Origin of the sequence: Nocardia terrae, assembly GCF_009760405.1 — a bacterium.
GTDB lineage: Bacteria > Actinomycetota > Actinomycetes > Mycobacteriales > Mycobacteriaceae > Nocardia > Nocardia terrae.
In genome coordinates this window covers 533723-560290 of sequence record NZ_WRPP01000002.1, presented here as the reverse complement: position 1 = coordinate 560290, position 26568 = coordinate 533723, and the positions used below count along the sequence as shown (strand labels likewise).

Here is a 26568-nt window from a genome sequence, read left to right as displayed (position 1 = left end):
TTCATCGGACAGAACTTGTTCTCTAACAGAAGTTAACCGTTTGTTCTCCGACCACGGCGGCGGGCGGTGCATGCCGATGGCTTCGACATGCACCCGGGCCAGCGGTTATCGATCAGTTGAGCGGATACTGACCGGCACCGGTGCCACCGGTGCCTCCCATGCTCATGAGGTCGGAGAGCATCGAGACCATCCCTTGCCCGATCGACAACATGTCGTATCCGATCGTTCCGAGGTTCTGCGCGTAGTTCTGCATGTTCACCTCTTCTGTCGGCCACTCCGAATGACACGGCCGTGCACGGCCGCGACGATCGCCACAGCGCGGCGATCACGATGGAAACCAGGTAGAGCAGGCGCACCTTGATGAAAACGGGTATTACGCCACGCAACGTAGCGCTTCCGAGTTGGTACCGGCAAACCCGGCGTGGCGCTGATGGGCGCCTCATCGGGTGTCGAAATCGGTTGCCTGCCAACGACATCGCGGACGGATGGGAGACCCGGACGTGCGACACGCCCGACATTCGGACAATTGGGTCGAATTCAGTGCGATTCGGTCTCGACGGGCGAAAGCTGCTCCCCGGCAGCAGTGTCCTCGGCAGGTCGCCGCTTCTGCGAGGGGCGCAGCAGAAAGGCCAGAGCAACGAGGAACACGATCAGTGCGGTCCAGTCGTTGAGCCGCAGGCCCAGGAAATGGTTCGCGTGGTCGACCCGCAATGCTTCCACTCCGGCGCGGCCGACGGTGTACGCGGCCACGTAGATCGCGCAGAGTCGGCCTCGGGAAAGCTTGCGGCGCTTGTCGATCCACAACAAGAACACCGCGACGCCGATGTCCCACAGGGATTCGTAAAGGAACGTCGGGTGGTACAGGGCGATCGAGGCGGTGTCGGCCGGTCGATGCGCTTCGTCGATACGCAAGGCCCAGGGCAATCCGCTTGGGCCGCCGAACAGTTCCTGGTTGAAGTAGTTGCCCCATCGGCCGATGGCCTGTGCCAAGGCGAGTCCGGGCGCGATCGCGTCGCCGAGGTCCCACACATCGATCCCCCGCCGGCGGCAGGCGATCCAGGCCCCGATGCCGCCGAGCACGACCGCACCCCAGATCCCGAGCCCGCCGTCCCAGATGGCGAACGCCTTCACCGGGTCACGACCTGGCCCGAAATACAGTTCAGGATCGGTGATCACGTGGTAGAGGCGACCCCCGATGACACCGAACGGGACCACCCAGAGCGCGATATCGAGGATGTCCTCCGGATCGCCGCCCCGCGCGGCCCAGCGGCGGCGGGTCAGCCAGATGGCCACGACGATCCCTGTGATGATGCACAGCGCGTACGCGCGGATCGGGAAGGGCCCGAGCCACCACACTCCACGTGCCGGGCTCGGCAGATAGGCCAGAATCATCAGCTCATTCCCCACGGTCGACCATCTTTCACTCGCACACGCCCGAATGAATCGCGGACCGTTGCCCCGGTGACACTACGGCGACCGCATCGCCACCTGTTCGGCACCTGCGGCCCACGCTGGGGGCACTGAACCTCGCACCCGGACATGCAGCGGCTGAGGCCATGCGTGCCTGAGGCCGGGCAGAGCCTCAGGCACGCATGCACGCCGATCTACCGATGGTGACTCAGGAGATGGCGTTGATCGCGGCGGTCAGCTTGGTCTTGAACGCATCCGGGATCGGGATGTAGCCATTTTCGTCGAGACCGTTCTGGCCGTTGCCGATCGCCGAGGTCATGAACGCCTTGACGGCCTTGGCGGTGTCGGTGTCGCTGTACTTCGAGCAGACCAGCTCGTAGGTGGCGAGCATGATCGGGTAGGCGCCCGCGGTGGTGGGCTTGTAGAACGAGCTGGTGTCGAGCACCAGATCGTTGCCCTCGCCTTTGACCTTCACGCCCGCGACGGCCTTCTGCGCCGAGTCCACGGTCAGCGCGACCGGAGTCGGGCCCGCCGAGGTGACGATCTTGGCCATGTTCAGGTTCTGCGCCTTGGCGAAGGACCATTCGTTGTAGGTGATCGTGCCCTTCGAAGCCTTGATCGCGGCCGAGGTGCCCTCGTTGCCCTTGGCGCCCTCGCCGACACCGCCTGCGAAGGTCTTGCCGGCGCCCTTGCCCCACGCGCCGTTGGAGGCGGCGTCGAGGTAGAGCTGGAAGTTGTCGGACGTGCCCGATTCGTCACTGCGGAAGATCACGTGGATGTCGTCCGCGGGCAGGTTCGTGCCCGCGTTCAGGGCCTTGATCGCCGGGTCGTCCCACTTCTTGATGGTGCCGTTGAAGATCTTGGCCGCGGTCGGGCCGTCGAGCACCAGGTCCTTGACATCACCGAGGTTGAAGGTGATCGCGATCGGACCGAACACGGTCGGCAGGTCCCACGCGGGCGCTCCGCAGCGCTTGGAGGCCTTGTCGGTCTCCCCCTTCTTCGGGTCCAAGGGGGAGTCCGAGCCGCCGAAATCGGTTTGGCCACCGCTGAATTCGTTCACTCCCGCGCCGGAGCCGCTGGAGGTGTAGTCCAGCCGATAGCCGTCACAGTTCTGCTCGTAGGCGGCCATGAAGCGGTCCATCGCGTTCTTCTGCGCGGAGGAACCGCTGGCCTTGAGCGACTTCTTGCCGCCGCAGCCGACGTCCATCTTCGCCACTGAGCTCCCCGAAGGACCCGAGACGGTGTTGTTGTCACTGCCGCACGCGCTGAGGGTCAAGGCGCCCGCAGCGGCCAGGACGCCGAGCAGAGCGCTGCCGCGCTTGAAATTCATCGATTCCTCCAGGGATTGTTTCGCCGGAGCGAAATTAGAGTCGCCCGGTTGCCACGAACACTCACTCGGATGACGCGGCGGTGAACATTACGACCGCTGCCCGAACGATCGAAATATTACGATTATGACGATTCTTGCAATCGTGTGACGAAAATTGCGGCCGGAGCCCGGCTTCTTCCCTGACGACCAAATAATCGTCGCGATTATCGACGGCTGCGCATCAAGCAACGCCTGAAGCTATGCGCGGCAATCGAATCGTGAAGCGCGCTCCTCCGCCCGGACGATCCTGGTATTCGACTCTGCCGCCGTGGGCGGCGACCGTTTCGGTGACCAGCGCCAGCCCGATACCACTGCCGGCATCCGAACCGCGGACGGTCGGCGCCGTCGCGAAGCGTTCGAAGATGCGTTCCCGCTCGGCGGGCGGGACACCGGGACCGGCATCGTCGACGGTGATCACGACGTCCGACTCATCCCGTGCGACGCTCACCCCCACCACGCCGCCGCCGTGGCGGTCCGCGTTGTCGAGCAGGTTCCCGACCGCTCTTTCCAGCTCGAGTTTCCGGCCTCGAATAGTGACTTCGGCCGAAATGCTCAGCAGCTCCGGCGCATAGGCGCGCCCTGCCAGGGTGTGTGTCATCAGTTCGCCTGCGGACAGCAGTTCGGTGTCCCCGCGATGCACCCCGGCCTCCAGGCGGGCCAGCTCCAACATGTCATCGAGCAGTCGGCGCAGATGCTCCAGTTCGGCGCTGAGGAAGTCGAGCGCCCGGCGTGAGCGCGGCGGCAGCTCGTCGGCGTGCCGGTTCATCACCTCGACACTGGTCATCAGCGTCGTCAGGGGTGTCCGCAGTTCGTGGCTGACATCGCCCACCAGGCGGCGCTCCCGCTCGATGCGCTTCTGCAGCGAGTCCACCATGGCGTTGAATGCGTCGATGGTGGTGCTGAGGTCGCGGTCGCGTGAGCGCACCAATCGCAGCCCGAGTTCCCCGGACGCGATGCGCGCCGCGGTTCCGGAGACCTGATGCAGGGGGCTGAGCACTCTGCGACTCGCCCATACGCCCAGACCGGCTCCCACCATCGTCGCGACCAGCGCACTGGCGATGAGCAGCTGGCGCAGCCTTCGCAGGTTCGATTCGAGTTCGATGACGGGGCTGAACTCGTACATCAAGTCACCGCCTTGCCCCAGGCGCACACCGACCCGGAAGTATGGACGCTCGGCGACCGTGACCCGTTCCGTTCCGGCGACGGGGTCGTCGATCAGATCGGGAGGCAACAACTGCGCGGCGCCGAGCGCCGAATCGGTGCTGTACCAATCGGTGTCATGGCGTACCAGCAGGATCGTGCCGTCGGGCGGGTCGATCGCGTCCAACGCGGTCTCGGTACCCAACCGGACCGACAGCGGCCGCAGGGTCTCGCTGTACGCGCGGGCCAGGCGGTTCGCCGAATGCATGCGCTGGTTCTCCATATAACTGTGGCCGATGGAGTACACCGACAGCGCCAGTACCAGCGCCACCAGGCCCGAGCTCACCGTGAAGGCGAGAATTACGCGGCCACGCAGGCTTTGCGGCCAGCGTCGAAGCAGGAACTCGCGGAGTTCAGCGCGGCGCATCGATCCGGTAACCGAGGCTGCGCACGGTCACGACGATGCGCGGATTCGACGGGTCCCGTTCGATCTTGGTGCGCAGACGGCGCACATGAACGTCGACGATGCGTTCGTCTCCGAAGAAGCCTCGATCCCAGACCCGTTCCAGCAGTGTCCCCCTGCTCAACACGTGGCCCGGGTCCGCCGCCAGCTCACACAACAGGCGGAACTCGGTGATCGTGAGGTGGAGCCGCTCGCGACCGCGCCGGACCGTGCCCTTCTCCGGCGAAAGAATCAGTGGCGCCTGCGGATCGGCGTCCAGCACCACCTCATCGGCGGCGCAGATCTCATCACCGGGCTTCGCGTCCTCACGCGCGGCAGCCAGCCCGGCCCGTCGGCGCAGCGCCCGCATGCGCGCGGTGATCTCCTTGATCTCGAAAGGCTTGGTCACGTAGTCGTCGGCGCCGACCTCGAGCGCCGCGACCACGTCGTGCGTGTCGTCACGCGCGCTGACGACGATGATCGGAACATCGTGGTGGCGGCGAACCTCGCGGATACAGGCGAATCCGTCCATGCCGCCGAGCATCAGGTCCACGATCATGACGTCGGGCGCACCGTGCTCGCGAAGGTACCCGAGCGCCTGTTCCGCTTGCCCGGCCTCGGTTACTTCGTAACCTTCGTCCTCCATGGCGAGGCGTAACACACCGCGGACCCGGTCGTCGTCCTCAACGATCATCAGGCTCGCGCTCATGCTCCATCCTTCATCACTCAGGTTGTGGTCGATCGTATCCGGAGCCGTAATTTGCGCACCTGCGGCCGAGCAGGCTATGTGATCATTCGGTTCGAGACGAATTTCGTGAGACGGCCGCACTAACGCCGGCTTACAGAGTTCCGGACTCGGGCAACCCGGCATTCCCGGGAAATACGCATCGCCCATCCCGAGCCGCCTCGGGCTTCTTCGCCGAGACATGATCGGGTAAGGTCCCGAATTCGTGATTGCCAGAACAGCATTCGCGCCCCGCGCGTACCGGAATCTCTGGGGTGTGGTCACCGGCCTCGGAGTCGTCGCAGGATACGTCGCGGTATTAGCCGCCAATTCCCGGCACTTCTACACCGATGACACCGAAGCGCAGTACGGCCCGCTCTGGGTTGCGCTCGGCCATCGACTGCGTGAGGGTCGCTTCCCGGCCCTGGTGCCCTGGGAGTGGATGTCGGGCAACTACACCATGGAGGAGGCGGGCATCTACAACCCGCCCCAGCTGCTGGTCGACCTGATCGCGCCGTCGGTGGACAACCTCGCCGCCTACGTCACCGTGGTGAAACTGGTCTACTCGATCCTCGCCGCGCTCGGCGTATTCCGCATCTGCCTCGCCTACGGTGCACGCGCCCCGTGGGCCGCCGTGGCCGGGGTGGCCTTCCCCTTGTCCGGCTGGTTCCTGTTCTTCGACGAGGCGAGCTGGGCGACCTCACTGGCCGGGACGGCGTGGATGCTGCACGCCTGGGCGGCATCGGTGCGCTACACACGTGGTCGCGGCGGCCCCATCCCCGTCTTCGTCTACTTGTATCTGGCGATCTCGGTCCAATACGTGTTCCCCGCAGTCGAATCCGGGCTCATGATCGCCGCCGTCATCGCGGGCGAGGTCGTCCACCAGCGGCGATGGCAACCGTCGATGAGGCTTGCGGCGACCGCGATATGCGCGCTGCTCGCGGGACTGATGACCTACCTTCCGAGCGTGCTGTCCTCACCGGTGACCTGGCGCGGCAACGAACGGATACACAACGATTCGTTCCTCGACGTGCCCTGGTCGGAGTCGCTCAACGCCAGCCTGCCGAGCACCGTTCCCGCATTCAACGGCTGGTGGGGATACGTCCAACCGCTGCCGATGGTCTACATCGCGTGGTTCCTGATCCCGGCACTCGCGTTCATCGACTGGCGCGCGGCGGCCAAGTCCGCCCGCACCCTCAGCGGACCCGCGTTCTTCGCGCTCGCCGTGCTCCTGTGGACCGCCGGGCCCGGCTATATCGGCCCTTTGCGCTGGCCCGCCCGGGTACTGCCGATGGTCGCGGTCGCGCTGCTCATCCTGGCGTGCGTATTGCTCAGCCGCCATGGCGATTTCACGTTCTCACGGCGTCGGTACACAGTCGCCGCGGCACTGCTCGGGCTGTTGTTCATCCGATCGTTCTCCGCCGCACCGCATCTGCTCGTCTGGCATGTGCTCGCGAGCGCAGTGGTCGCCGGACTCGGAGCGGCGGCGGTATGGCTGGCCCGCCGGTACGGCACTGCCACGGTGTGCGCGTTCGTCCTCGCGACCATGTTCCCGATCGCCTATGCCCAGGTATATGGGGCACCGCAGACGCCGATGTCGTACAACTTCCCCGAACGACGCTCCGAGATGACCGGCGCGTTCCCTGACTTCGGCGGTGTCACACTGCAATTGGCGGACCGCGCCCTGGTGCAGCCCCGGGAGATGAACATCCAGGGCGCGTGGGGATCGCTGGCGTTCGGCAACTACGCCAAGAACATGGAGCTTCGCTACGTCAACGCCTATACCCCCATCGGCCACGCGGCATTCAGCGCCTTGCTGTGCATGGGCTGGGACGGAAGCACCTGCCCCGACGCCTACCGCCGCGCCTTCTCCCCCGAGCCCTCGACCGGCCAGGCCCTCGTCGATCTGATGAAGGTCGACCGCGTCGTCCTGCAACGCGCCCAATACCCCGATGCCCGAGGTCACTCGGCACCCGCGGGCTGGCATTGGGCCGACTACCACGGGCACGAGAACTACATCTGGGTACTCGAGCGCGACGGCGGGCCGGTCTCACAGCGCGACGGCCTCATCGCCGCTACCGAAAATGCCACCGCCACTTCCGAATCCAGAGACAGCGTCACCAGCCGCCTGCGCGTCAGCGCCACGGACGGCGGCAGTGTGGTGCTCGCGCGGCTCGCCTGGCCGGGCTATCGCGCCACCCTCGACGGACAGCCCGTTGACGTGAAGGCCGTTGCCGGAACCTTTGTCGCAGTGGACATCCCGGCAGGAACCCACGATGGCGAACTCGTCATCACCTGGCGGCCACCCGGCTGGAAAATCGGCATTGCCACCGCATTGCTCGGCTTGACCGGACTCGGCATCCTCCAATGGGCATACCGACGACCACGCAGGAGCGGGAACAACCTCGGCACCGCGACGCCGGAGCCCGCCATGGTCGAACAGAAACCGCTGGTCGACGCCATGCTCGTCACAGACTCGCTCGATTCGTAACACAATCTCGAAGAAGGTCATCGTTGCTCGAAGAACTGGCGACTACGACCGTGAGCAGGCCGCCCGGAACCGCATGACCAGTACCATTTCCACCGGTGGCACCATCGGCAGCCTGGTCGGCGGTATCGGCGGCGCGGCCCTGGGCTGCGTGATCGGCGGTGCGACCAGCGCGGCTCTCACCGGTGCCCTGACCGCCATGTTCGGTGCTCTCCCCGCCGGCATCGTCGGCTGCATCGCAGGCATGGCCGCCGTCGGCTTCCTCGGTACCCTCGCCGGTCAGCTGTTCGCGACCGCCCCGGTCACGATTCTGGCCGCCGCGCAGTACTTCACCACGATCAACCAGCCGTCGATCGCCCCTGAGCAGTAGGCGGCCGACTTCCGCGAGTCTCGCGGGGGACACGAGTCCCTGTCCGATCTGAACCTCGGACAGGGACTCTTTCGTTATGCCGCGGCTCGTGCGCGGCGAAATGGCGTCTGCCTCAAAGGAATCGGATGACCGACAGGATGCCGGCGATGATGCAGTAGGCCGCGAACGGCAGCAGGGTGCGAGTCCGGAAATAGCGCTCCAGGTACCGCACCGCCAGCCATGAGCAGGTTCCGGAGACGACGGCTCCGAGCAGCACGGGGCCGCGGATAGCAGCGATCCTCGGTTCGGCGAGTTCGGGTAGTTCGACCAGCCCCGCGCCCAGGATCGTCGGAGTCGCAAGCAGGAAGGCGAATTTGGCCGCGTGCTCGTTCTCCAGACCGCGCCACAAACCACCGACCATGGTGAGCCCGGCACGGCTGAATCCAGTCAGCAGTGCGCCCGCTTGGGCGAGGCCGATGCCGATGGCGTCCAGGGCGCCGAGTGCCGCCAACGGGCGGTCCACCTGACGCGGAAGTCTCGGTTCACCGTCAAGAACGGACCGATGGACCTCACGGCGGCCGAACCGGCGACCGTATTCGGCCAGTGTCGGTTCATTTCGTCTGCGCAATCCCTCGCCGACGACGAGCACGACACCGTTCAAGGTCAGGAAGAGGCTGGTGTCGATCGGGGTGTCGAACAGCGCGTGCAGCGTCCGATCCAGCAGCGGACCCAGAATCGCGACGGGCAGGGTGGCGAGAACGATCAGCCATGCGAGGCGCTGCGGAACGGTCACCACCCGACCGGTCCGCAGCGTCGAGACGAAACCGCCGACAATAGCCAGCCAATCACGCCAGTAGTAGCCCAGCAGCGCCACCGCCGTCGCCACATGCAGCGCCACAACGAATGCCAGATACGTTGCGCCTCTACCGGATCTACCCAGGGTCACCTGCTTCCAGCTACCTCCGACCCAATCCGCGACCAGCACCGAGTGCCCCAGGCTCGAGATCGGGAACAACTCGGTGACACCCTGAACGGCACCGATGACGGCAGCTTGTAAGTAGGTGATCATCAGCACGAGTTTCGCACAAGCACCGCTCCGGATCGATGACACCCCAACCGATGCACCATATGCCCGAATTTCCCACTGCACCAGCTCTTTACACCGCGACCGGCGGCGAACCACGCATACCACCCGGGCTTACGCGATTGCAACAATGATCCGAAACACAGGACTATGAGGCAAGATTCACCACGGCGACTCCGAATCAGAGGATAGTCGAGCAGATTTCAGACACACGCAGGCCGACGCCCAGACACCGATGCCTCAGTTCCGCCGGTGCACCGCATCGTGCACGACTGTCGGGAACGCCAGGAATTTGATCGCCAGCAACGCAAGCACCACACCGAAGAACCGTTCGAGCGCGAGATCTGGCAACCTGCCAGCGATGTACGCACCGATCGCGGTGCCCAGAGTGAGTCCGATCGCGATGCCAACCGCATAACCGGCGCGAATCTCATGCCGGTGGGCGTATTCGATCACCCCAGCAAACCCACCGGCATCAAGAGCGCCGCCAGCGACGTGCCGCTGGCCTCGTGCGCCGTCAGACCCAGCAGGATCAGGATCGGCACGATGATCACCCCACCTCCGATGCCGATCAGCCCGGACAATATGCCCGCGGCCACCCCGATGAGCCCACCGAACAGCACTGTAGTCACGGTCGTTCCCCTTTCCATCACGCCGGTACACCATTCTCGCGAGGCGCACCTACACGTCGCTCGGGCCGAAGGTCATCAGACTCGAAGGCCGCGGGGACGACGGTGCTGCACGGCCACTCGGTTACCGGGCTGGCGCACGGCCGACGACCGTACGCAGGAGGGTGATCGACAAGGCGAGCACAGTGAGCACCGCGGCGAGGGTGAGAAGACCGGTGCCGAGAGTGGCGGCAGCCGCAATCGCGCCGACAAGCAGAGGGCCGCCGGCGTCACCGAGTTCGCGGCCGACCTCGGCGGCTCCCATGGTTTGGCCGAGGCGTTCGGGCGGACTGGCGGAAGCGAGGTGCGCGAACCCCAACGGGGTGATCAAGCCGGTGCCCGTGCCGATGACGAGTGCGGCGAGCGCGATACCCACGATCCCAGAGACGACCGCGCCCAGTGCGATCCCGACCGCGGCCAGCAGCAGCCCGACTGCCATGCCGGTGCTATCACGCAGCCACCCGGCGTCACGGGCCCGACCGGCGCGTGGTTGGACCAGTGCGGCCGTGGCGGCGAGCAGCGAGACGACTAGACCTGTGACGAGCGGTCCCAAGCCGTGGCGAGCGCCGAGGGCGGGCAGAAATCCCACGCCGACAGCCAGGGCTGCGGTAGCTCCCGCGAGCGCCGCAGTGGGGCGCAGGAACGGACCACTGGTGAGACGGCGCGCCAGATCGAGCACGGTCTGACGGGTTTTCGGCAGCACCGGGACCGCGGGCACGGCGAGCGCGGCCCAGATGGCCACGACCGCCGCCAATACCGCGAGGGCGATGAAGAGCAACGAGTAGCCGTCAACGGCGACAAGTACGCCGCCGAGCAGCGGACCGAGCGTGTAGCCCAAGCCTTTCCACGCTCCGTAGCTGCCGAACACTCGACCGTGTCCAGTGGCCGGGGTCAGCCGAGCCACCAACGCCCCGGCGGCCGGGGAGAACGCGGCAGCCGCGGCGCCCTGCCCGAATCGCGCGAGCCCGACCAGGCCGGGATTGCCCGCCAATACGAATGCCCCCGACGCGAGCGCGAATGCCGCCAATCCGCCGAGCAGGACCGGGCGTGCACCGACACGGTCGGCCAGAGCTCCGAACACGGGTTTGAGCAGTACCTCGGCACCGTCGTAGACAGCCAACAGCAGGCCCAACGCGAGCAGGCTCGCGTGTTCGGTCTCGGTGTATCCGGCCAGACTCGCGGCAATGCTGTGCGCGCCGAACGCGGTCACGAATCCAGCGGCGTACAGCGGCAGCATCGGAGCTCGGGTCGGATTCGCCCGGACAGCCGCGAGATTCATTGCGACCCGTGTTGCGCGGCAGTGGGTTCCGTCGTCGACGCAGTGACCAGAATGCGCCACGGACTACGCGCGAGGACGCGGAGCAGCCATCGCAGCAGCGGTCGCGCGAGGAGGTAGCCGACAAGGCTCACGGCCGCCCCGAGCACGAGCCCGGCGAGGACGTCCTGGGGGTAGTGAGCGCCGATGTACACCCGAGCGAACACCATCACCAGCGCGGCCAGGGCGGCGAGCGCGCCGAGGCGACGGTGCACCAGCCACGTCCCAGCCGTGACCGCACCGGCCATGACCGCATGATCGCTGGGGAATCCAGCATCGGTGTTGCAATGCAGCACCACGATGTCGTGCAGCGCATTGCATGGGCGCGTCTCATCGACCGCGGCGGCGATCGGCTGATTGACGGCCAACGCGATGAGCATGCCCAGCGGTGCCCACAACGCCGCCGCCATCCGGACCGGGTTCGCATCACGGCGGGCGATCCACCATCCGGCCAGCAGCAGGGCCGCGAACAGTACTACGCCGTAGTTGGCGTAACCGGACACGATCGGGTGCAGCCATGGGGTGTCGCGCGCAAAGTCGTTGATGTCGTAGAAGACTCGGGTATCGAAGCTCATGGGCGTTCTTTCCGGTTCGGTGGTCACATCTGGTGCAGGGCTCGGAACACTCGCTCGGTGTAGTCGGCCAATCGATCGGCGCAATGGTCGAGCTGCTGCTCGGCCTCGACTGCGGCGGGAGCGCCGAACACATCGCGGGACTTGATGGCGCGATGCCACCGGCGTAGGCGCTCCAGGCTCTGCTCCTCTTCCTCGAGCTCGGCCATCGTGAACTTGCCCTTGGCGATTTCCTTGTCGATCTCGGCATCGAACCCGACGCACTCGGCCAGAAACTCCGTCCATTCCTCGGCTCGCTCGGCGGTGAACAACCCCTCCAGCCGAGCCCCGTCGGCGTCGGAGCGGCCCGTGGCATCGAGCACCAGAACCTCGCCCTCACCACGCTCAGCCAGCTCGATCACCCGCGTCACGCCCTCGGCGAACACCGGAACGTCCGGCACCATCCACACCCCCTGCCCGATCTGCAGAGCGCCGACCCGGCGCAGCTCCCGCCACACCGCAACCCGATGCCGCGACGGCTCCGCCGGTACCCGCACCACCAGCACCAGCCACCGCAAACCAACCGGATGATCCTCAGTCACAGACAGGAATGTAACACCTGTTACCAATCAGGGAGTAGCTCAGTAGACGCGTGACAGTATTTCCCTCGGCCGAGGCCGACGTTCCCGAGCGCTGAAAGAAGGGTGGGGGGCATGGCAATTCGCCATTCGTACAAGCATGTGCAGCGCATCGCGGTCATCGGCGCGGTCCAGCTGGCGATCATGGCCGGGGCGTCTACCGTCACGGCACACGCGGACGCGAGCCCGCTGGAGACGTGGTGCAACCTGAATTTGGGTCAGGACAAGGCGGACATCTTGGCAGCGATGGGCACTCCCAACGGCGACCAGGCGAATTCCGTCGTTCAACTCTGGACGGAGATGTCCCCGAGCTCGACCAGCGCTGAATGGGACACCTCCGGCGCGATCCTGCTAGCAGGATTCGACCGGAGCAACAACACCGTGCGTCTGACGGCCTGCGACGCGAACTACGGCGTCAGCCCGATCGGCGCACCCGGTCTCGCGTATGAGCCCTTCCGCAATCAGGACTCCCGCGGGTCCAACCCATTTTCTGGGCCGTACCGGGGCCGTCTGGGGGCCGTCAGACGACTACTGCCAGCCACCCGCAACAACCAGCAGCCATCCGAAAACCGCAGGTCGGCGGCGTGTTACCGACCACGACACGCCGTCGGCAGTACCATCGGACAATGCGGTCCATTTGGAAGGGCTCCATCGCGTTCGGGCTGGTGAATGTGCCTGTGAAGGTGTACACCGCCACCGAAGACCATGACATCAAGTTTCATCAGGTGCATGCCGCCGATGGGGGGCGGATTCGGTATGAGCGGCTGTGCACGGTGGATGGGCAGCCGGTGCAGTATTCCGATATCGATCGGGCTTATGAATCGCCGGATGGGGATCGGGTGATTCTTACCGACGAGGATTTCGCGAAGTTGCCGGCGGCGGAGAAGCACGAGATTCCGGTGTTGCAATTCGTGCCGTCGGAGCAGATCGATCCGATGCTCTTCGAGAAGAGCTATTATCTGGAACCCGATTCCAATACGCCGAAAGCCTATGTGCTGCTTGCGAAGACGCTCGAGAGGGTGGATCGGGTGGCGCTGGTGCATTTCACGTTGCGGCAGAAGACGCGGCTGGGGGCGTTGCGGGTGCGCGACGGGGTGCTGGTGTTGCAGACGTTGCTGTGGCCCGACGAGGTGCGGGCGGTCGCCTTCGACAAGCTCGAGGATGTCGCCGAGCCCAAGAAGCAGGAATTGCAGATGGCGGAGACGCTGGTCGACACGCTGTCCGATGATTTCGATCCCAGCCTCTACGTGGACGAATACCAGATCGAGCTGAAGAAACTGCTCGACGAGGCGATCGCCAGCGGCAGCAGCAAGGTCACCCGCGCGCCCGAGGCGGCCGCGCCGGAAATGGACGCCGAGGTCGTGGACCTGGTCGCGGCGCTGCAGCGCAGCCTGGAGGCTTCCGGGCGCAAGGGCGGGTCCGCGCCCGCGGCACCGGCGAAGGCGACCAAGGCGACCAAGGCCGCCGAGAAGAAGCCCGCCGCCAAGAAGGCCGCGAAGAAGGCTCCGGCCAAGCAGACACGCAAGGGCGCGTGATACCACGCCACTCGCCGGGCGTGGTCGGCCGGAGGGTCCCGGGGTAGGCAGCACCCACCTGGCAAACTGTCGGGCATGGAATCCGACATATCCATCCAACCGGATATCGCCGTCGTCCCCATGGGCCTCGGGCACCTGCGTCAGGTCATCGATCTGGGCTACCAGGTGTTCGACACCCACGCCAAGCCCTACACTTCGTGGTCGCTGACCTCGGTGGCCGAGCACCTCGACAGTGCCGGCAAGTCCTGCTGGGTGGCGGTGGATTCGGATCGAGTGGTCGGATTCGTGCTGGCCTCCATGGAATTCGAGCTGCGGGAGGACTGGGCGTATCTGGAGTGGATCGCCGTGTCCCCCGACATGCAGGGCCGCGGTGTCGCGGGCAAGCTCATGACCGCCTGCTGCGACCTGCTCTTCAAGCACGGCGCACGCCGGATCGTCACCGATGTGGAGCTGCACAACGCCGCCTCCGCCGGGATGATGCGCAAGAACGGATTCACCGAGGGCACCACCGTGACGCTGTTCGTGCGGCCCAATCCCGATGAGGCCGTGGCCGGTGAGGACGAGCAGGTCACCCTCGGCCCCGGCACCAAACGCGATCTGATCCGGCGCGGCCGCATCGCCGGGGATGGGCGGCACGGGCGGCCCGCCCGCTAGCCACCGGTTGTCGGACCCCCGGTCTACCGTCGATGCCATGACTGCCGTCGACGAAACCATGAACGCCATAAACGATGCGGTAATACTTGGCCGCCAAGGCAATCCGGCGGCAGCGCGGGAGCGGCTGACCGCGCTGTGGGAGAGCATCGGCGCGGGCGGCGATCCGCTGCACCGGGTTTCGCTCGCGCACTATCTGGCCGATCTGCAGGAGCATGCGGCCGACGGCCTCACCTGGGACATTCGCGCCCTCGACGCCTGTGCGGCGCTCACCGACGAGCGCGCCCAGGCAATGCACGCGGGCCTGAACGTGCGCGGATTCTATCCGTCGCTACACCTCAACCTGGCCGACAACTACCGACGCCTCGGGGCTTTCGACACCGCGCGAGAGCATCTCGACGCCGCCCGTGCCCGCCTCGCCGACCTCGCCGAGGACGGCTACGGGCTCGGCGTCCGCGCCGGAATCGACAATGTCGAAGCGGCGCTTGCGATCAACTCGACCGAACGCCTATCGACTCACCCATAACCACCGCGCCCGCCACCAGCCGTGAGAGGCTGACCGGTATGAGAAAGATCGTGGTCCTGGGCCGCGGGGGTGCGGGCAAGTCGACCTTCGCGCGGGACCTGGGCGCCGCGACCGGCATACCGGTGGTCGAGTTGGACCAGCACTTCTGGCCGCCCGATCTCACCCCGCTGTCGAAGGTGCGGTGGATCGCGGTGCAGGAGGCGCTCACCCGCGAACCCGCGTGGATCATGGACGGCGATCTCGGCCCGTACGACGTGCTCGAGGTGCGCCTGCGCGCCGCGGATACCGTTGTCGTGCTCGACTTCCCACTGTGGCTGTGCGCGTGGCGGGCAGTGCGCCGCTCCCGCGAGAACCTGGTGTTCTGGCGCTGGCTGATCGGCTATCGCAAGCACAGCCTGCCGCCGGTCATGGCGGCGATCGGCGAGCACGCGGCGACCGCCGAGGTGTACGTGCTGCGGTCGCCCGCAGCGGTCGTCGAATTCCTGACGGGGGTGCGCGACACCGACAACGAACTCGGCAACACCCACGAACCCAGCGGCACCGAGAAAGGCGACAGCGCCGACGAACACGACAGCACTGGCGATACCGCATTGCCCGGCTGAACCCGGCGGTTACGCTACCGGTTCATCATCGCCCGCCGAAGGGAACCACCCTATGCCGGATCCGCGACCGGAACCCGCTGTGCCGCAATCGGATCACAGACGGGCGGACCGGCGGGCCCTAGGTCTCGGAGCGGCGGTTGCCCTGACCCTCGGCACCGCGCTCACCGGTACGGCCGCCGCGGACAGTCCCGAGACCCCCGCGGCGAGCCCGGTTTCCTGCTCCCCCGTCGAGGTCCGGAACACATATCCCGCCCAGACGCCGCTGCTCGATTGGTCGGAGAACGTGCTGCTGGACCCCCTGTCGGGTGTCTGGGTCTCACGGACCTACCGCGATGTCGTGGAACGGCACGGCGACAGCCAGTTCCCCGCGGCCAGCGTGCCGGTGACCAGCCCGGGCGCGGTGCGCCGCGCGCCGGACGGTCTGCTGTACGCGACATTCGGGAATTCGCCGCTGGCCGGGGCCGCAAAGCAGGGCGGCGTGGTCCGATTCGACCCCCGCGACCCGGTGCCGAAACCCGAGGTCTTCGTCTCGGGCCTCGGGCAGGCCAATGGGGCCGCCTTCGACGCCGACGGTGACCTCTTTGTCGCCGACACCAGCGCGAACACCGTCGAACGAATACACCCGGACGGAACCCTCGACACCGACTGGACCGAGCGCGCGCGAATCGCCCTCGCGGCCTTGGGGTCCGGCGCGGACGGCATCGTCGCGGACGGCGGCGTCCTGTACGTGACCCTGTTGGAGAGCCCGACCGCGCGCGTCGTCGCCCTGCCGATCGCCGATCCCGCGCAGGCCACCGTGGCGGTCGATCTCGCTCGCGCTCCGCTCGCGGCACCGCTGCTGCCCGACGACCTGGTGGTCGGGCAGGACGGGTTCCTCTATATCGCCACCGGCAGCGGGCAACTCGTGAGGGCCGATCCGGTCACGCACACCAGTTGCACAATGGCCTTCGGCGAGCCGCTCACCTCGGTAGGTACCTACCGCTACGGGGACCACCGCATGCTCCTGGTCCTCGGCACCGAGAACGGCGACCTCCTGTCGACCACCGTGCTCCTGCCCTGAGCTCAATCGTCGTGCGCGGCACGGGCTCTCCCCTCGCGGAAGAACTCCAGCAGGCTCTCGACCGTCGGCACCTCGCCGCGCGGACGCATGGCCCCGAACGAGGCGTTCCAGAACTCACCGTGGCGGCGGGTCCACGGTCCGACATAGGCGTAGGGTTGAGGATTGTCCCAATCCCCCGGCGACACACCGTAGTTCACCTCGTCCATGGCGACCGACAGATCGAAGTGTTCCGGCCACAGCACCGGTTGTTCGTCGGCGAAGCGGCGTAATGCGGTGTCCCCCACCGCGAACCAGTCGTGCACGGCGGTGGCGGCATCGGCGTCGACGGTGAAGGGCTCGTCCGGATCCATGCGGGTGCCATCGGAGTAGAGCCCCTCGGGCGGGCAGTCGGCCTGGAAACCGGCGGCCAGGGCGAGGTCACTGTAGGTGCCGTGCAGGCGGATCCGGCCCTGCGGCCACACCAGATCGGTGCCCGTCACCGACACCGGCCATTTCACTCCGGCGAAGCCGCCGAGCACGATCCGCATGCGGATGCTGCCGAACCGGCGGTACTGCGGACCGGCGATCAGCAGTTCGGCCGCGGCGTGCAGGGCGAACCGGGTGTCCTCGTAGGTGATGTCGTCCACCCGGAAATCATCCCCGCCGGGCGGGGTGTGTTGCTGGGAAACGGACCCGGGCAAACAAAACAGCGCCACACCGGACGAATCCGGTGTGGCGCTGTCCTGTTTCGGTGTAGTGCTACAGCACTCGGCGAACCGTCAGCTCGCGTTGTCGGTGCAGGCCGAGAGGATTACCTTGGCCTGCCGGGTCGAGGCGGAACCCGTGTCCGGAAACGACGGGGCGCTCTTGCCGAGCACATTGATGGCGGCCGACTCGGCCTCCACCTTGGACGGGGCCCAGGCCCAGCCGAAACGGGTGTCGGCACCTTGGGCGACCGCACCGCAGGCATTGGCGAAGTGCACGACGACCGCGCAGTCGCCGCCACCACACTTGTCCACGGCCGCGCCGTCGGCGCCGTCCCAACTGCCGTAGTTCACGGCATAGGCGACATTTCCGGTGCTCTTGGACAGCGCCAACGCGCCGTACAGGTCACCGGAGGTGGCGATGAAGACCGGATCCGCCGCGTCCGCCGCGGAGGCATTTCCGGCGGCCACGGTGCCCATCGCGGCCATCGACGTAACGGCGAGGCCGACACCGGCCTTGCGCAGCAACGACATTCGATACTCCCCGGGGATGGAAGGTGATAACGGGCGTCATCATGCCAGACGCTTACACGCGCCGCATGACCGAGACGACCTTACCCAGCACCTGGGCTTTGTCGCCATCGATCACGGGATAGGCCGGATTGCGGGGTTCGAGGTAGACGTGGCCGTTGCTGCGCCGGTAGACCTTCACCGTCGCCTCGCCCTCGATCATGGCCGCCACGATCTCGCCGGTGTGCGCCTCCTGCTGCTTGCGCACCACCACGATATCGCCGTCGCAGATGGCCGCGTCGACCATCGAATCGCCGCGAACCCGCAGGCCGAACACGGTTCCGCGGCCGACCAGCTCGCGCGGGAGCGACAGCACGTCGTCGGTGTGCTGCTCGGCCAGGATCGGCGTTCCCGCGGCGATATCACCCACCACGGGCACCGGGACCGAGTTCTCGTCCTGCTGCCGTTGCGGCGCGGCGGCCTTCAGGAACAGCCGCACGTCCATCGGCCTGGTGACCGATTCACTCCGCTTGAGAAACCCGCGCTCCTCCAACTCGCGCAAATGCCGCGAAACAGACGAACCAGACTTCAACCCGACCGCATCCCCGATCTCCCGCGAACTCGGCGAATACCCGTGCCGCTGCACCCAATCCCGGATGGTGCACAGAATCCGCTGCTGCCGCTCCGGCAGGGTGGAGGTGTCCAGATGTTCGAATCCGTCGAAGTCGTCATAGGTCACCGGGGAATCCTACGGCCAGGCGCGGCGCATTCCGCGGTACGACCGGCCGTCCCCGGCACGCGTGCCACCGCTGTCGGCCGGGGTGGCGGAGATCGAGACCGACTCGGTGCGGCGTTCACCGGTGGCGGCGGCCTCGAGCTCCAACCGGTTGTAGTCCTCCGGGCAGTGTGCCGAGCCGATGCGGCCATCCGGCGGGGTGAATCTCTCGCATCCACGCCGGTCTCCCTGTTCGGGCCGGTGATCGTCCACCGAATATGGTGGTGCCGTGGAGGATTACGAGCGGCTGTTCGACCGGGTGCGCGGGGCGATGCTGGGCGGGGCGATCGGGGACGCGCTGGGGTGGCCGATCGAGTTCCTGTCGCTCGAGCAGATTCGGGGACGATACGGTGCGGCGGGTGTGACCGGATATCTTCCGATGTCGAATCCGGATGCGCCGCAACAGATCACCGATGACACACAGATGACGCTGTTCACCGCCGAGGGCCTGTTGCGGTGCCCGGACGGGGCCGATCCCGCGCCGGTGCTGCGGCGGGCGTATCTACGGTGGCGGGACACCCAGCAGCAGAACAAACCCGCCGCCGATGTCGACGGGTGGCTCGGCGGCCACCAATTCCTCTACGCCACGCGGGCTCCGGGGAATGCGTGCCTGACCGGGCTGCGGCGGCAGGCGGAAGAGTTCGTGCCGCCGTTGGAGTTCGGGGAGCCGGGCCCGGTGAATCCGAACTCGAAGGGGTGCGGGACCGTCATGCGCTCCGCGCCCTTCGGCTTGGCCGGGTTCGGCGCCGACCGCGCCTTCTACGCCGCGATGCGCTGCGCCCAGCTCACCCACGGCCACCCGACCGGGTATCTCGCGGCCGGCGCGTTCGCGGTCATCATGGACGCCGTGATCGCGGGCGTCGACCTCCCGATCGCCGTGCGCGACACCATCGTCCGCCTCGCACCCATGCCCTCCAGCGCCGAGACCGTCACCGCACTGTCCGCCGCCCTCGCCATCGCACACCTCGGCTCTCCCACCCCGGAACGCCTCGAGCAGATCGGCGCCGGTTGGTGCGCCGAAGACTGCCTCGCCATCGCCGTCTACTGCGCCCTGCACACCTACCACACCGGCGACATCCGCTCCGGACTCCTGCTGGCGGTCAACCACTCCGGCGACTCCGACTCCACCGGCGCGGTAGCAGGCAACCTCATCGGCGCAATCCACGGCCTCTCCGCCCTCCCCATGCACTGGGTCGAAGTGATCGAGGGCCGCGACGAATTGTTCCGCGTAGCAGACGACCTCGTCCTCAACTTCCACTACAAGGACCGCACCACCCTCGCCGACCGCTACCCCCTCGACACCGGCCTCGTCGGCTGAATCAGGTCCGTCTACAGCGTCCACAGGTCTGCGGTGAACCGCCCCTCGGCGACCGCGTTCATGCGAGCCGCCAACAGTCGCAGTGCCTGTAGCTTGTTCCCAGCCTGGGTGCCGTCGGATCCGCTCCACGCCGCGATTCCGGTAGGCAGGTGGGTCAGATACACCGCCGAGTCCTGCCCGGGTCGGCGCGAACAGTAGGTGTCGATACGAATGTCGGACTCATCCGGCGAGAACCGCTCCCGCTGAATCACTCCTTCCCGATCCGACTATCGCACGAGACAGCGGTGGGGGCCGATCCATTTCGGATCGGCCCCCACCGAAGACGTTGCGGCCGTGCGGATCAGACCGTGAAGCCGAGGGCGCGGAGTTGTTCGCGGCCGTCGTCGGTGATCTTGTCGGGGCCCCACGGGGGCATCCAGACCCAGTTGATCTGGAGGTCTTCGGCGAGGCCGGAGCGGACCAGGGCGTTGCGGGACTGGTCCTCGATGACGTCGGTCAGGGGGCAGGCCGGGGAGGTCAGGGTCATGTCGAGTTTGGCGATGCCGTCCTCGAAGGTCATGCCGTAGACGAGGCCCAGGTCGACGACGTTGATGCCGAGTTCGGGGTCGACGACGTCGCGCATCGCCTCCTCCATGTCGTCGAGGTGCTGGATCTCCTCGGGGGTGAGTTCCTTGGTCTGCTGCTCGGTTTCGCTCATCTCTACTCCCCGTTGCCCATGGTCTTCTTGGCTTCCTCCGCCGAGGCTATCCGCACGACGGCGTCCTTGAACGCCATCCAGCCCAGCAGCGCGCACTTCACGCGGGCGGGATACTTCGACACGCCGGCGAAGGCGATGCCGTCGCCGATCACGTCCTCGTCGCCCTCGAGGGTGCCGCGCGAAGTGATCATCTCGTCGAACGCCTCGACCACCTTCAGCGCCTGCTGCACCGGCAGGCCGATGACCTGGTCGGTGAGCACCGAGGTGGACGCCTGGCTGATCGAGCAACCCTGGCCGTCGTAGGACACGTCCTTGACGTCACCGTTGTCGTCGATGTGCACGCGCAGCGTCACCTCGTCACCGCAGGTGGGGTTGACGTGGTGCACTTCCGCGCCGAAAGGCTCGCGCAGCCCTCGGTGGTGCGGGTGCTTGTAATGGTCCAGGATGACTTCCTGGTACATCTGCTCCATGCGCATGATCTATGCAACTCCGAAGAAGCTCTGGGCCTTCCGCACCGCGGCCACCAGCTGATCGACCTCGTCCACGGTGTTGTACAGCGCGAAGGAGGCCCGCGCGGTGGCGGCGACACCGAAGCGCCGGTGCAGCGGCCACGCGCAGTGGTGGCCGACGCGGATGGCGACACCCTGGTCGTCGAGGATCTGGCCGACATCGTGGGCGTGGATGCCGTCCACCACGAACGACACGGCGCCGCCGCGGTTCTCGTTCACGGTCGGGCCGATGATGCGCACGCCCTCGATCGCGCCGAGGCCCTCCAGGGCGGCTCCGACGAGCGTGTGCTCGTGCGCAGCAACGGCTTCCATACCCACGTTACTCAGATACGCGACCGCGGCGCCCAATCCGATGGCCTGCGAGATCATCATCGAGCCCGCCTCGAACCGCTGCGGCGGCGCGGCGAAGGTCGAGTGATCCATGTACACGGTCTCGATCATGGAGCCGCCGGTGATGAACGGCGGGGTGTCCTCGAGCAACGCGCGACGGCCGTACAGAACGCCGATACCCGAGGGGCCCAGCATCTTGTGGCCGGAGAAGGCGGCGAAGTCGACGCCCAGCTCTTTGAAGTCCACGCCCATGTGCGGCACCGACTGGCAGGCGTCGAGCACCACGAGCGCGCCGACAGCCTTTGCGCGGCGCACCAATTCGGCGACGTCGGCGACCGCGCCGGTCACGTTCGACTGGTGGGTGAAGGCGACAACCTTGGTGGCCGAGGACAATTCGAGCGAGTCGAGATCGATGCGCCCGTCGTCGGTGATCCCGTACCACTTCAGCGTCGCGCCCGTGCGGCGCGCGAGCTCCTGCCACGGAACGAGATTCGCGTGATGTTCGAGCTCGGTGATGACGATCTCGTCCCCGGGCCCGACGCGATGCGGGAATCGGTCGTCGGAGAAGGCGTAGGCCACCAGGTTCAGCGACTCGGTCGCGTTCTTGGTGTACACGATCTCGTCCGCGCCGACGCCGACGAACGCCGCGATCGCCGCGCGCGCCGCCTCGTAAGCCTCATTGGCTTCCTCGGCGAGCTGGTGCGCGCTGCGATGCACGGCCGCGTTGTGTTCGAGCAGGAAGTTCCGCTCGGCGTCGAGCACCTGGAGAGGACGTTGCGACGTCGCACCGGAATCCAAGTACGCCAACGGTTTTCCGTCGCGCACGGTCCGGCTCAGGATCGGGAAGTCGGCCCGGATCCGAGCGACGTCGAGAGTCCCCACGGTGCTGGTCATCTAGGCTCCTACAGGAGAAGTGAAGCGCACGTAGCCGTTCGCGTCGAGTTCCTCGGCCAGTTCGGGGCCGCCCTCGGCCACGATCTTGCCGCCCACGAACACGTGCACGAAGTCCGGCTGGATGTAGCGCAGGATGCGGGTGTAGTGGGTGATCAGCAGGATGCCGCCGTTCTCCCGCTCCTTGTAACGGTTGACGCCCTCGGAAACAATCCGCAGCGCGTCGACGTCGAGGCCAGAGTCGGTCTCGTCGAGGATGGCGATCTTCGGCTTGAGCAGGCTCAGCTGCAGGATCTCCTGGCGCTTCTTCTCACCACCGGAGAAACCCTCGTTGACGGAACGGTCGCCGAAGGCGGAGTCGATCTCCAGCTCGCCCATCGACTCCTTGACTTCCTTGACCCAGGTACGCAGCTTGGGAGCCTCGCCGCGGATGGCGGTGGCGGCGGTGCGCAGGAAGTTGGAAACCGAGACGCCCGGAACCTCGACCGGGTACTGCATGGCCAGGAACAGGCCCGCACGCGCGCGCTCGTCGACCGACATCTCCAGCACGTCCTCACCGTCGAGGGTGATGGAACCACTGGTGACGGTGTACTTGGGGTGGCCGGCGATGGCGTAGGACAGGGTCGACTTGCCGGAACCGTTGGGGCCCATGATCGCGTGGGTCTCGCCCGACTTGATGGTCAGGTTCACGCCCTTGAGGATCTTGATGGGCTCGCCGGTCTCGTCCGGGTTGGCGACCTCGACGTGCAGGTCCTTGATTTCCAGGGTGGTCATCGGATTTCGGATTCCTTTGCGGGATGGGAAGTGTGGTCAGACGCCGACAGCGTCAATCAGACTCCGACAGCGGCGAGCTCGGCCTCGATGGCCGCCTCGAGCCGCTCCCGGACCTCGGGGACGGTGATCTTCTGCAGGATCTCGAAGAAGAAGCCGCGCACCACGAGACGGCGGGCGACCTCCTCCGGGATGCCGCGCGAACGCAGGTAGAACAGCTGCTCGTCGTCGAAACGACCGGTGGCCGCGGCGTGCCCGGCCCCGACGATCTCGCCGGTCTCGATCTCCAGGTTCGGCACCGAGTCGGCGCGCGCGCCGTCGGTGAGCACCAGGTTGCGGTTCACCTCGTAGGTGTCGGTGCCCTCGGCCGCGGCGCGGATCAGCACGTCGCCGACCCACACGGTGTGCGTGTCCGGCTTGTCGGAGGTCGGATCGCCCTGCAGCGCACCCTTGTACTGCACGTTGGACTTGCAGTTGGGCTGCGAGTGGTCGACCAGCAGACGCTGCTCGAAGAACTGGCCGTCGTCGGCGAAGTACACGCCCAGCAGCTCGGCGTCGCCGCCGGGACCCGCGTAGCGGACATTGCCGGTCAACCGCACCACGTCGCCGCCGAGGGTGACATTGGTGTGGCGCAGGGTGGCGTCGCGGCCCAGCTTGGCGTGGTGCGCGGTGACGTGCACGGCGTCCTCGGCCCAGTCCTGCACGACGATCACGTTCAGCGCGGCGCTGTCACCGAGGATGAATTCCACGTTCTCGGCGTAGGTTCCGCTGCCCTTCTGGTCGAGGACCAGGGTGGCGCGGGCGAAATTGCCCAGGCGGATCTGCAGGTGCCCGTAGGCGGTCTTGCCCACACCCGGACCGGTGACGGTCACCGTGATCGGCTCGGCCACTTCGGTTTCCGCGCCGACCGTCACGACGGTCGCCTGCTCGAAACCGGAGTACGCCTGTGCGGCAACACGATCGGTCGGGGTGCCGCCCTCGCCCAGGCGGGCGTCGGTGCGGTCCACGGTCTCGGCGGTGACGCCGGCGGGCGCGCTCACCTCGACGGTGGCCTGCCCGTCCCGCACGGCGGTGCCGTCGTGCAGGCCGTTCAGGCGACGCATCGGGGTGAAGCGCCACGCCTCGTCACGACCCGAGGGAATCTCGAAGGCGTTCACGTCGAACGACGCGAAAACCTCACCCTTGTTCAGGGCAGGGGTACGAGCCTCAGCGGCTTCAGCGACATTCGGCACCGCCGAAGTGGCAACGTTCTCGACGGCCATCAGCCGACGGCTCCTTCCATCTGCAGTTCGATCAGGCGGTTCAGCTCCAGGGCGTACTCCATCGGGAGCTCCTTGGCGATCGGCTCCACGAAGCCGCGCACCACCATCGCCATGGCCTCGTCCTCGGTCAGACCGCGGCTCATCAGGTAGAACAGCTGGTCCTCGGACACCTTCGAGACGGTCGCCTCGTGGCCCATGGTCACGTCGTCCTCGCGGATGTCGACGTAGGGGTAGGTGTCGGACCGGCTGATCGTATCCACCAGCAGCGCATCACATTTCACGGTCGACTTGGACGCGTACGCGCCCTTGTTGACCTGCACCAGACCACGGTAGGAGGCACGGCCACCGCCGCGCGCCACCGACTTGGAGATGATGTTCGAGGAGGTGTGCGGCGCCAGGTGCAGCATCTTCGCGCCGGTGTCCTGGTGCTGGCCCTCACCGGCGAACGCGATGGAGAGCACCTCGCCCTTGGCGTGCTCACCGGTCATCCACACGGCCGGGTACTTCATGGTGACCTTGGAGCCGATATTGCCGTCGACCCATTCCATGGTCGCGCCCGCCTCGGCCTTGGCGCGCTTGGTCACCAGGTTGTAGACGTTGTTCGACCAGTTCTGGATCGTGGTGTAGCGGCAGCGGCCGCCCTTCTTCACGATGATCTCGACCACCGCGGAGTGCAGCGAATCCGAGGAGTAGATCGGCGCGGTGCAGCCCTCGACGTAGTGGACGTAGGCGTCCTCGTCGACGATGATCAGCGTCCGCTCGAACTGACCCATGTTCTCGGTGTTGATGCGGAAGTACGCCTGCAGCGGGATGTCCACGTGCACGCCCGGCGGCACGTAGATGAACGAACCACCCGACCACACAGCGGAGTTCAGCGCGGAGAACTTGTTGTCACCCGACGGAATCACCGAGCCGAAGTACTTCTGGAACAGCTCGGGGTGCTCCTTGAGACCGGTGTCGGTGTCGAGGAAGATGACGCCCTGCTTCTCCAGGTCCTCACGGATGGAGTGGTAGACGACCTCGGACTCGTACTGCGCGGCGACACCGGCGACCAGACGCTGCTTCTCCGCCTCCGGGATGCCCAGCTTGTCGTAGGTGTTCTTGATGTCCTCGGGCAGCTCTTCCCAGGAAGCGGCCTGCTTCTCCGAGGAGCGCACGAAGTACTTGATGTTGTCGAAGTCGATGCCCTCGAGGTTGGAGCCCCAGTTCGGCATGGGCTTCTTGTCGAAGATGCGCAGCGCCTTGAGGCGGAAGTCGAGCATCCATTCGGGCTCGCTCTTCTTGGCCGAGATGTCGCGCACGACCTCCTCGGACAGGCCGCGCTTGGCACTGGCACCGGCGACATCCTTGTCGGCCCAGCCGTACCCGTACTTACCCAGGGACGCGATGGTCTCTTCCTGGGTCAGCGGCTGCACCTGGTCGGTGGTCGTCGTCATTCGGCACTCCTTCCGGAGTCATGTGTAGAAGTCGTTGCGGGCTGTGCAACTGGGGGTACCACGAGGGGAACGTGGGTGGTGCAGGCGCAGTCGCCGTTGGCGATGGTCGCCAGGCGCTGCACATGGGTCCCGAGAATCTCTCGGAAGGCTTCGAGCTCGGCCGCGCACAGCTCCGGGAATTCCTCGGCGACGTGCGAAACCGGGCAGTGATGCTGGCATATCTGTACGCCCGCACCGACTTTCCGGGTCGAGGCCGCGAATCCGGCGTCGGTGAACGCTTCCGCGATCTCCTCGGCCTTGGCCTCGGTCTCGGCCGGGGTGTGCCCGGCGAGCTCACCGACCCCGGCCACGATGGCCTGGACCCGCTTGCGCGCGAAATCGGTGATGGCCGCGTCGCCGCCGAGCTCCCGGATCTGCCGCATGGCGGCTCCGGCGAGGTCATCGTAGGCGTGCCCCAGCTTGCCCCGGCCGGTGGCCGTCAGCTGGAACTGCTTGGCGGGACGCCCGCGGCCCTTCTGCTGCCAGGGCGCGGACCGGGTGGCCCGCGCTTCACCGGATTCGATGAGTGCGTCCAGGTGCCGGCGCACGCCCGCCGGGCTCAGGCCGAGCCGCTCACCGATGGCGGTCGCGGTGATCGGGCCCTCCTCCAGCAGCAGCTTGATGACGGCTTCCCGGGTGTGCCCCTCACCCGCCGGTCCGGACGCCACAACGGACCGGGCACCCTCGTTCTGGTGCCCGGTCTGTTGCGCATTCCGCAAACCCACGGTTTTCACAACACAAGTGTGACGGAATTCCATTCCGCGATCCAGTAAGGGTTCCCTGACCTGATCTTCG

At 66.6% G+C, this 26568-nt stretch carries 32 protein-coding genes; 9 read left to right on the top strand and 23 right to left on the bottom strand.

Annotation, left to right across the window (positions count from 1 at the left end):
- Positions 1 to 112 precede the first annotated feature (112 nt).
- From GPX89_RS12500 to GPX89_RS12480, 5 genes are all read right to left on the bottom strand, one after another.
- A complete protein-coding gene (locus GPX89_RS12500) occupies positions 113 to 253 on the bottom strand; it encodes a hypothetical protein (RefSeq protein ID WP_157387627.1) in 141 nt (46 codons plus the stop codon).
- Positions 254 to 537: 284 nt separating this feature from the next.
- The gene (gene lgt / locus GPX89_RS12495; protein ID WP_328601766.1) at positions 538 to 1407 is read right to left on the bottom strand and encodes a prolipoprotein diacylglyceryl transferase; all 870 of its coding nucleotides are present in this window, start codon (positions 1405 to 1407) and stop codon (positions 538 to 540) included.
- 211 nt (positions 1408 to 1618) lie between these two features.
- On the bottom strand, positions 1619 to 2740 hold the full coding sequence (gene pstS / locus GPX89_RS12490; protein WP_157387626.1) for a phosphate ABC transporter substrate-binding protein PstS: 1122 nt from the start codon (positions 2738 to 2740) through the stop codon (positions 1619 to 1621).
- A 220-nt stretch (positions 2741 to 2960) separates the two neighbouring features.
- Complete coding sequence (locus tag GPX89_RS12485) at positions 2961 to 4346, bottom strand: sensor histidine kinase (protein WP_157387625.1); 1386 nt, start codon at positions 4344 to 4346, stop codon at positions 2961 to 2963.
- A complete protein-coding gene (locus GPX89_RS12480; protein ID WP_157388177.1) occupies positions 4333 to 5070 on the bottom strand; it encodes a response regulator transcription factor in 738 nt (245 codons plus the stop codon). Before GPX89_RS12480 ends, GPX89_RS12485 begins: the two co-directional genes overlap by 14 nt.
- A gap of 241 nt (positions 5071 to 5311) precedes the next feature.
- Between GPX89_RS12480 and GPX89_RS12475 the strand changes: the two genes are divergently transcribed.
- On the top strand, positions 5312 to 7576 hold the full coding sequence (locus GPX89_RS12475) for a glycosyltransferase family protein (protein WP_328601765.1): 2265 nt from the start codon (positions 5312 to 5314) through the stop codon (positions 7574 to 7576).
- Positions 7577 to 7649: 73 nt separating this feature from the next.
- Positions 7650 to 7943: a hypothetical protein gene (locus GPX89_RS12470; protein WP_198347379.1), complete on the top strand. Its 294-nt coding sequence runs from the start codon at positions 7650 to 7652 to the stop codon at positions 7941 to 7943.
- Between the two features lie 112 nt (positions 7944 to 8055).
- Here GPX89_RS12470 and GPX89_RS12465 read toward each other — a convergent pair whose 3' ends face one another.
- The 6 genes from GPX89_RS12465 to GPX89_RS12445 all read right to left on the bottom strand — a co-directional run bounded on the left by GPX89_RS12465 (position 8056) and on the right by GPX89_RS12445 (position 12142).
- Entirely contained in the window at positions 8056 to 8997 is a 942-nt protein-coding gene (locus GPX89_RS12465) for an undecaprenyl-diphosphate phosphatase (RefSeq protein ID WP_328601859.1), read from the bottom strand.
- 249 nt (positions 8998 to 9246) lie between these two features.
- Positions 9247 to 9462 (bottom strand): sulfite exporter TauE/SafE family protein, encoded by a 216-nt coding sequence (locus GPX89_RS43800; protein WP_198347378.1) that lies wholly within the window; start codon positions 9460 to 9462, stop codon positions 9247 to 9249.
- Positions 9459 to 9638 (bottom strand): TSUP family transporter, encoded by a 180-nt coding sequence (locus GPX89_RS43795; protein ID WP_198347377.1) that lies wholly within the window; start codon positions 9636 to 9638, stop codon positions 9459 to 9461. The genes GPX89_RS43800 and GPX89_RS43795 overlap by 4 nt, the downstream gene beginning before the upstream one ends.
- 121 nt (positions 9639 to 9759) lie before the next feature.
- Positions 9760 to 10953: an MFS transporter gene (locus tag GPX89_RS12455; protein ID WP_157387623.1), complete on the bottom strand. Its 1194-nt coding sequence runs from the start codon at positions 10951 to 10953 to the stop codon at positions 9760 to 9762.
- The gene (locus GPX89_RS12450; RefSeq protein WP_157387622.1) at positions 10950 to 11564 is read right to left on the bottom strand and encodes a phosphatase PAP2 family protein; all 615 of its coding nucleotides are present in this window, start codon (positions 11562 to 11564) and stop codon (positions 10950 to 10952) included. The genes GPX89_RS12455 and GPX89_RS12450 overlap by 4 nt, the downstream gene beginning before the upstream one ends.
- A 23-nt stretch (positions 11565 to 11587) precedes the next feature.
- Positions 11588 to 12142, bottom strand: a complete 555-nt coding sequence (locus tag GPX89_RS12445; RefSeq protein ID WP_328601764.1) for a Chromate resistance protein ChrB — start codon at positions 12140 to 12142, stop codon at positions 11588 to 11590.
- 111 nt (positions 12143 to 12253) lie between these two features.
- Here GPX89_RS12445 and GPX89_RS12440 point away from each other — a divergent pair, with 111 nt between their 5' ends.
- From GPX89_RS12440 to GPX89_RS12415, 6 genes are all read left to right on the top strand, one after another.
- On the top strand, positions 12254 to 12847 hold the full coding sequence (locus GPX89_RS12440) for a hypothetical protein (protein WP_157387621.1): 594 nt from the start codon (positions 12254 to 12256) through the stop codon (positions 12845 to 12847).
- Entirely contained in the window at positions 12805 to 13713 is a 909-nt protein-coding gene (ku, locus tag GPX89_RS12435; protein WP_157387620.1) for a non-homologous end joining protein Ku, read from the top strand. Before GPX89_RS12440 ends, ku begins: the two co-directional genes overlap by 43 nt.
- 75 nt (positions 13714 to 13788) lie before the next feature.
- Positions 13789 to 14367 carry a GNAT family N-acetyltransferase gene (locus GPX89_RS12430; RefSeq protein WP_157387619.1) on the top strand — a complete coding sequence of 193 codons (579 nt, stop codon included), beginning with the start codon at positions 13789 to 13791 and terminating at the stop codon, positions 14365 to 14367.
- Between the two features lie 37 nt (positions 14368 to 14404).
- Entirely contained in the window at positions 14405 to 14890 is a 486-nt protein-coding gene (locus GPX89_RS12425) for a hypothetical protein (protein WP_157387618.1), read from the top strand.
- A 38-nt stretch (positions 14891 to 14928) separates the two neighbouring features.
- A complete protein-coding gene (locus GPX89_RS12420) occupies positions 14929 to 15492 on the top strand; it encodes a P-loop NTPase family protein (RefSeq protein ID WP_157387617.1) in 564 nt (187 codons plus the stop codon).
- A 52-nt stretch (positions 15493 to 15544) separates the two neighbouring features.
- Positions 15545 to 16552: an SMP-30/gluconolactonase/LRE family protein gene (locus GPX89_RS12415; RefSeq protein ID WP_157387616.1), complete on the top strand. Its 1008-nt coding sequence runs from the start codon at positions 15545 to 15547 to the stop codon at positions 16550 to 16552.
- A 2-nt stretch (positions 16553 to 16554) separates the two neighbouring features.
- Here the strand turns inward: GPX89_RS12415 and GPX89_RS12410 are convergent, their stop codons facing one another.
- The 4 genes from GPX89_RS12410 to GPX89_RS12395 form a co-directional block, all read right to left on the bottom strand.
- Positions 16555 to 17178: a hypothetical protein gene (locus tag GPX89_RS12410; RefSeq protein ID WP_328601763.1), complete on the bottom strand. Its 624-nt coding sequence runs from the start codon at positions 17176 to 17178 to the stop codon at positions 16555 to 16557.
- Positions 17179 to 17310: 132 nt separating this feature from the next.
- A complete protein-coding gene (locus GPX89_RS12405) occupies positions 17311 to 17769 on the bottom strand; it encodes a DUF4189 domain-containing protein (RefSeq protein ID WP_157387614.1) in 459 nt (152 codons plus the stop codon).
- Positions 17770 to 17821: 52 nt separating this feature from the next.
- Positions 17822 to 18484 (bottom strand): transcriptional repressor LexA, encoded by a 663-nt coding sequence (gene lexA / locus GPX89_RS12400; RefSeq protein WP_328601762.1) that lies wholly within the window; start codon positions 18482 to 18484, stop codon positions 17822 to 17824.
- Positions 18485 to 18493: 9 nt separating this feature from the next.
- Positions 18494 to 18733 carry a hypothetical protein gene (locus GPX89_RS12395; protein ID WP_157387613.1) on the bottom strand — a complete coding sequence of 80 codons (240 nt, stop codon included), beginning with the start codon at positions 18731 to 18733 and terminating at the stop codon, positions 18494 to 18496.
- A 16-nt stretch (positions 18734 to 18749) separates the two neighbouring features.
- Here GPX89_RS12395 and GPX89_RS12390 point away from each other — a divergent pair, with 16 nt between their 5' ends.
- Positions 18750 to 19838 carry an ADP-ribosylglycohydrolase family protein gene (locus tag GPX89_RS12390; protein ID WP_328601761.1) on the top strand — a complete coding sequence of 363 codons (1089 nt, stop codon included), beginning with the start codon at positions 18750 to 18752 and terminating at the stop codon, positions 19836 to 19838.
- Between the two features lie 11 nt (positions 19839 to 19849).
- On the opposite strand, the gene GPX89_RS12385 is transcribed toward GPX89_RS12390, so the two are convergent.
- From GPX89_RS12385 to GPX89_RS12350, 8 genes are all read right to left on the bottom strand, one after another.
- Positions 19850 to 20089 (bottom strand): peptide chain release factor-like protein, encoded by a 240-nt coding sequence (locus GPX89_RS12385; protein WP_157387612.1) that lies wholly within the window; start codon positions 20087 to 20089, stop codon positions 19850 to 19852.
- Positions 20090 to 20178: 89 nt separating this feature from the next.
- Positions 20179 to 20535, bottom strand: coding sequence for a metal-sulfur cluster assembly factor (locus GPX89_RS12380; RefSeq protein WP_157387611.1), 357 nt, complete (start codon positions 20533 to 20535; stop codon positions 20179 to 20181).
- A 2-nt stretch (positions 20536 to 20537) separates the two neighbouring features.
- Positions 20538 to 21011 carry a Fe-S cluster assembly sulfur transfer protein SufU gene (gene sufU / locus GPX89_RS12375; RefSeq protein WP_033089168.1) on the bottom strand — a complete coding sequence of 158 codons (474 nt, stop codon included), beginning with the start codon at positions 21009 to 21011 and terminating at the stop codon, positions 20538 to 20540.
- A gap of 3 nt (positions 21012 to 21014) precedes the next feature.
- Complete coding sequence (locus tag GPX89_RS12370) at positions 21015 to 22268, bottom strand: SufS family cysteine desulfurase (protein ID WP_157387610.1); 1254 nt, start codon at positions 22266 to 22268, stop codon at positions 21015 to 21017.
- On the bottom strand, positions 22269 to 23039 hold the full coding sequence (sufC, locus tag GPX89_RS12365) for a Fe-S cluster assembly ATPase SufC (protein WP_157387609.1): 771 nt from the start codon (positions 23037 to 23039) through the stop codon (positions 22269 to 22271).
- A gap of 56 nt (positions 23040 to 23095) precedes the next feature.
- Positions 23096 to 24298, bottom strand: a complete 1203-nt coding sequence (sufD, locus tag GPX89_RS12360) for a Fe-S cluster assembly protein SufD (RefSeq protein WP_157387608.1) — start codon at positions 24296 to 24298, stop codon at positions 23096 to 23098.
- Positions 24298 to 25734, bottom strand: a complete 1437-nt coding sequence (gene sufB / locus GPX89_RS12355; protein ID WP_157387607.1) for a Fe-S cluster assembly protein SufB — start codon at positions 25732 to 25734, stop codon at positions 24298 to 24300. The genes sufD and sufB overlap by 1 nt, the downstream gene beginning before the upstream one ends.
- Positions 25731 to 26531, bottom strand: a complete 801-nt coding sequence (locus tag GPX89_RS12350) for a helix-turn-helix transcriptional regulator (protein WP_157387606.1) — start codon at positions 26529 to 26531, stop codon at positions 25731 to 25733. The genes sufB and GPX89_RS12350 overlap by 4 nt, the downstream gene beginning before the upstream one ends.
- Positions 26532 to 26568: the final 37 nt, after the last annotated feature.

Bases quoted from the DNA above. Each gene is read 5' to 3' on its own strand.
- GPX89_RS12450 (WP_157387622.1), bottom strand. From the start codon at position 11,564: ATGAGCTTCGATACCCGAGTCTTCTACGACATCAACGACTTTGCGCGC.
- sufU (WP_033089168.1), bottom strand. From the start codon at position 21,011: ATGCGCATGGAGCAGATGTACCAGGAAGTCATCCTGGACCATTACAAG.
- GPX89_RS12500 (WP_157387627.1), bottom strand. From the start codon at position 253: ATGCAGAACTACGCGCAGAACCTCGGAACGATCGGATACGACATGTTG.
- GPX89_RS12430 (WP_157387619.1), top strand. From the start codon at position 13,789: ATGGAATCCGACATATCCATCCAACCGGATATCGCCGTCGTCCCCATG.
- GPX89_RS12455 (WP_157387623.1), bottom strand. From the start codon at position 10,953: ATGAATCTCGCGGCTGTCCGGGCGAATCCGACCCGAGCTCCGATGCTG.
- GPX89_RS12380 (WP_157387611.1), bottom strand. From the start codon at position 20,535: ATGAGCGAAACCGAGCAGCAGACCAAGGAACTCACCCCCGAGGAGATC.
- GPX89_RS12480 (WP_157388177.1), bottom strand. From the start codon at position 5,070: ATGAGCGCGAGCCTGATGATCGTTGAGGACGACGACCGGGTCCGCGGT.
- GPX89_RS12350 (WP_157387606.1), bottom strand. From the start codon at position 26,531: ATGGAATTCCGTCACACTTGTGTTGTGAAAACCGTGGGTTTGCGGAAT.
- GPX89_RS12420 (WP_157387617.1), top strand. From the start codon at position 14,929: ATGAGAAAGATCGTGGTCCTGGGCCGCGGGGGTGCGGGCAAGTCGACC.
- GPX89_RS12415 (WP_157387616.1), top strand. From the start codon at position 15,545: ATGCCGGATCCGCGACCGGAACCCGCTGTGCCGCAATCGGATCACAGA.
- GPX89_RS12440 (WP_157387621.1), top strand. From the start codon at position 12,254: ATGGCAATTCGCCATTCGTACAAGCATGTGCAGCGCATCGCGGTCATC.
- ku (WP_157387620.1), top strand. From the start codon at position 12,805: ATGCGGTCCATTTGGAAGGGCTCCATCGCGTTCGGGCTGGTGAATGTG.
- GPX89_RS12470 (WP_198347379.1), top strand. From the start codon at position 7,650: ATGACCAGTACCATTTCCACCGGTGGCACCATCGGCAGCCTGGTCGGC.
- pstS (WP_157387626.1), bottom strand. From the start codon at position 2,740: ATGAATTTCAAGCGCGGCAGCGCTCTGCTCGGCGTCCTGGCCGCTGCG.
- GPX89_RS12405 (WP_157387614.1), bottom strand. From the start codon at position 17,769: ATGTCGTTGCTGCGCAAGGCCGGTGTCGGCCTCGCCGTTACGTCGATG.
- GPX89_RS12485 (WP_157387625.1), bottom strand. From the start codon at position 4,346: ATGCGCCGCGCTGAACTCCGCGAGTTCCTGCTTCGACGCTGGCCGCAA.
- sufC (WP_157387609.1), bottom strand. From the start codon at position 23,039: ATGACCACCCTGGAAATCAAGGACCTGCACGTCGAGGTCGCCAACCCG.
- sufD (WP_157387608.1), bottom strand. From the start codon at position 24,298: ATGGCCGTCGAGAACGTTGCCACTTCGGCGGTGCCGAATGTCGCTGAA.
- sufB (WP_157387607.1), bottom strand. From the start codon at position 25,734: ATGACGACGACCACCGACCAGGTGCAGCCGCTGACCCAGGAAGAGACC.
- GPX89_RS12370 (WP_157387610.1), bottom strand. From the start codon at position 22,268: ATGACCAGCACCGTGGGGACTCTCGACGTCGCTCGGATCCGGGCCGAC.
- GPX89_RS12425 (WP_157387618.1), top strand. From the start codon at position 14,405: ATGACTGCCGTCGACGAAACCATGAACGCCATAAACGATGCGGTAATA.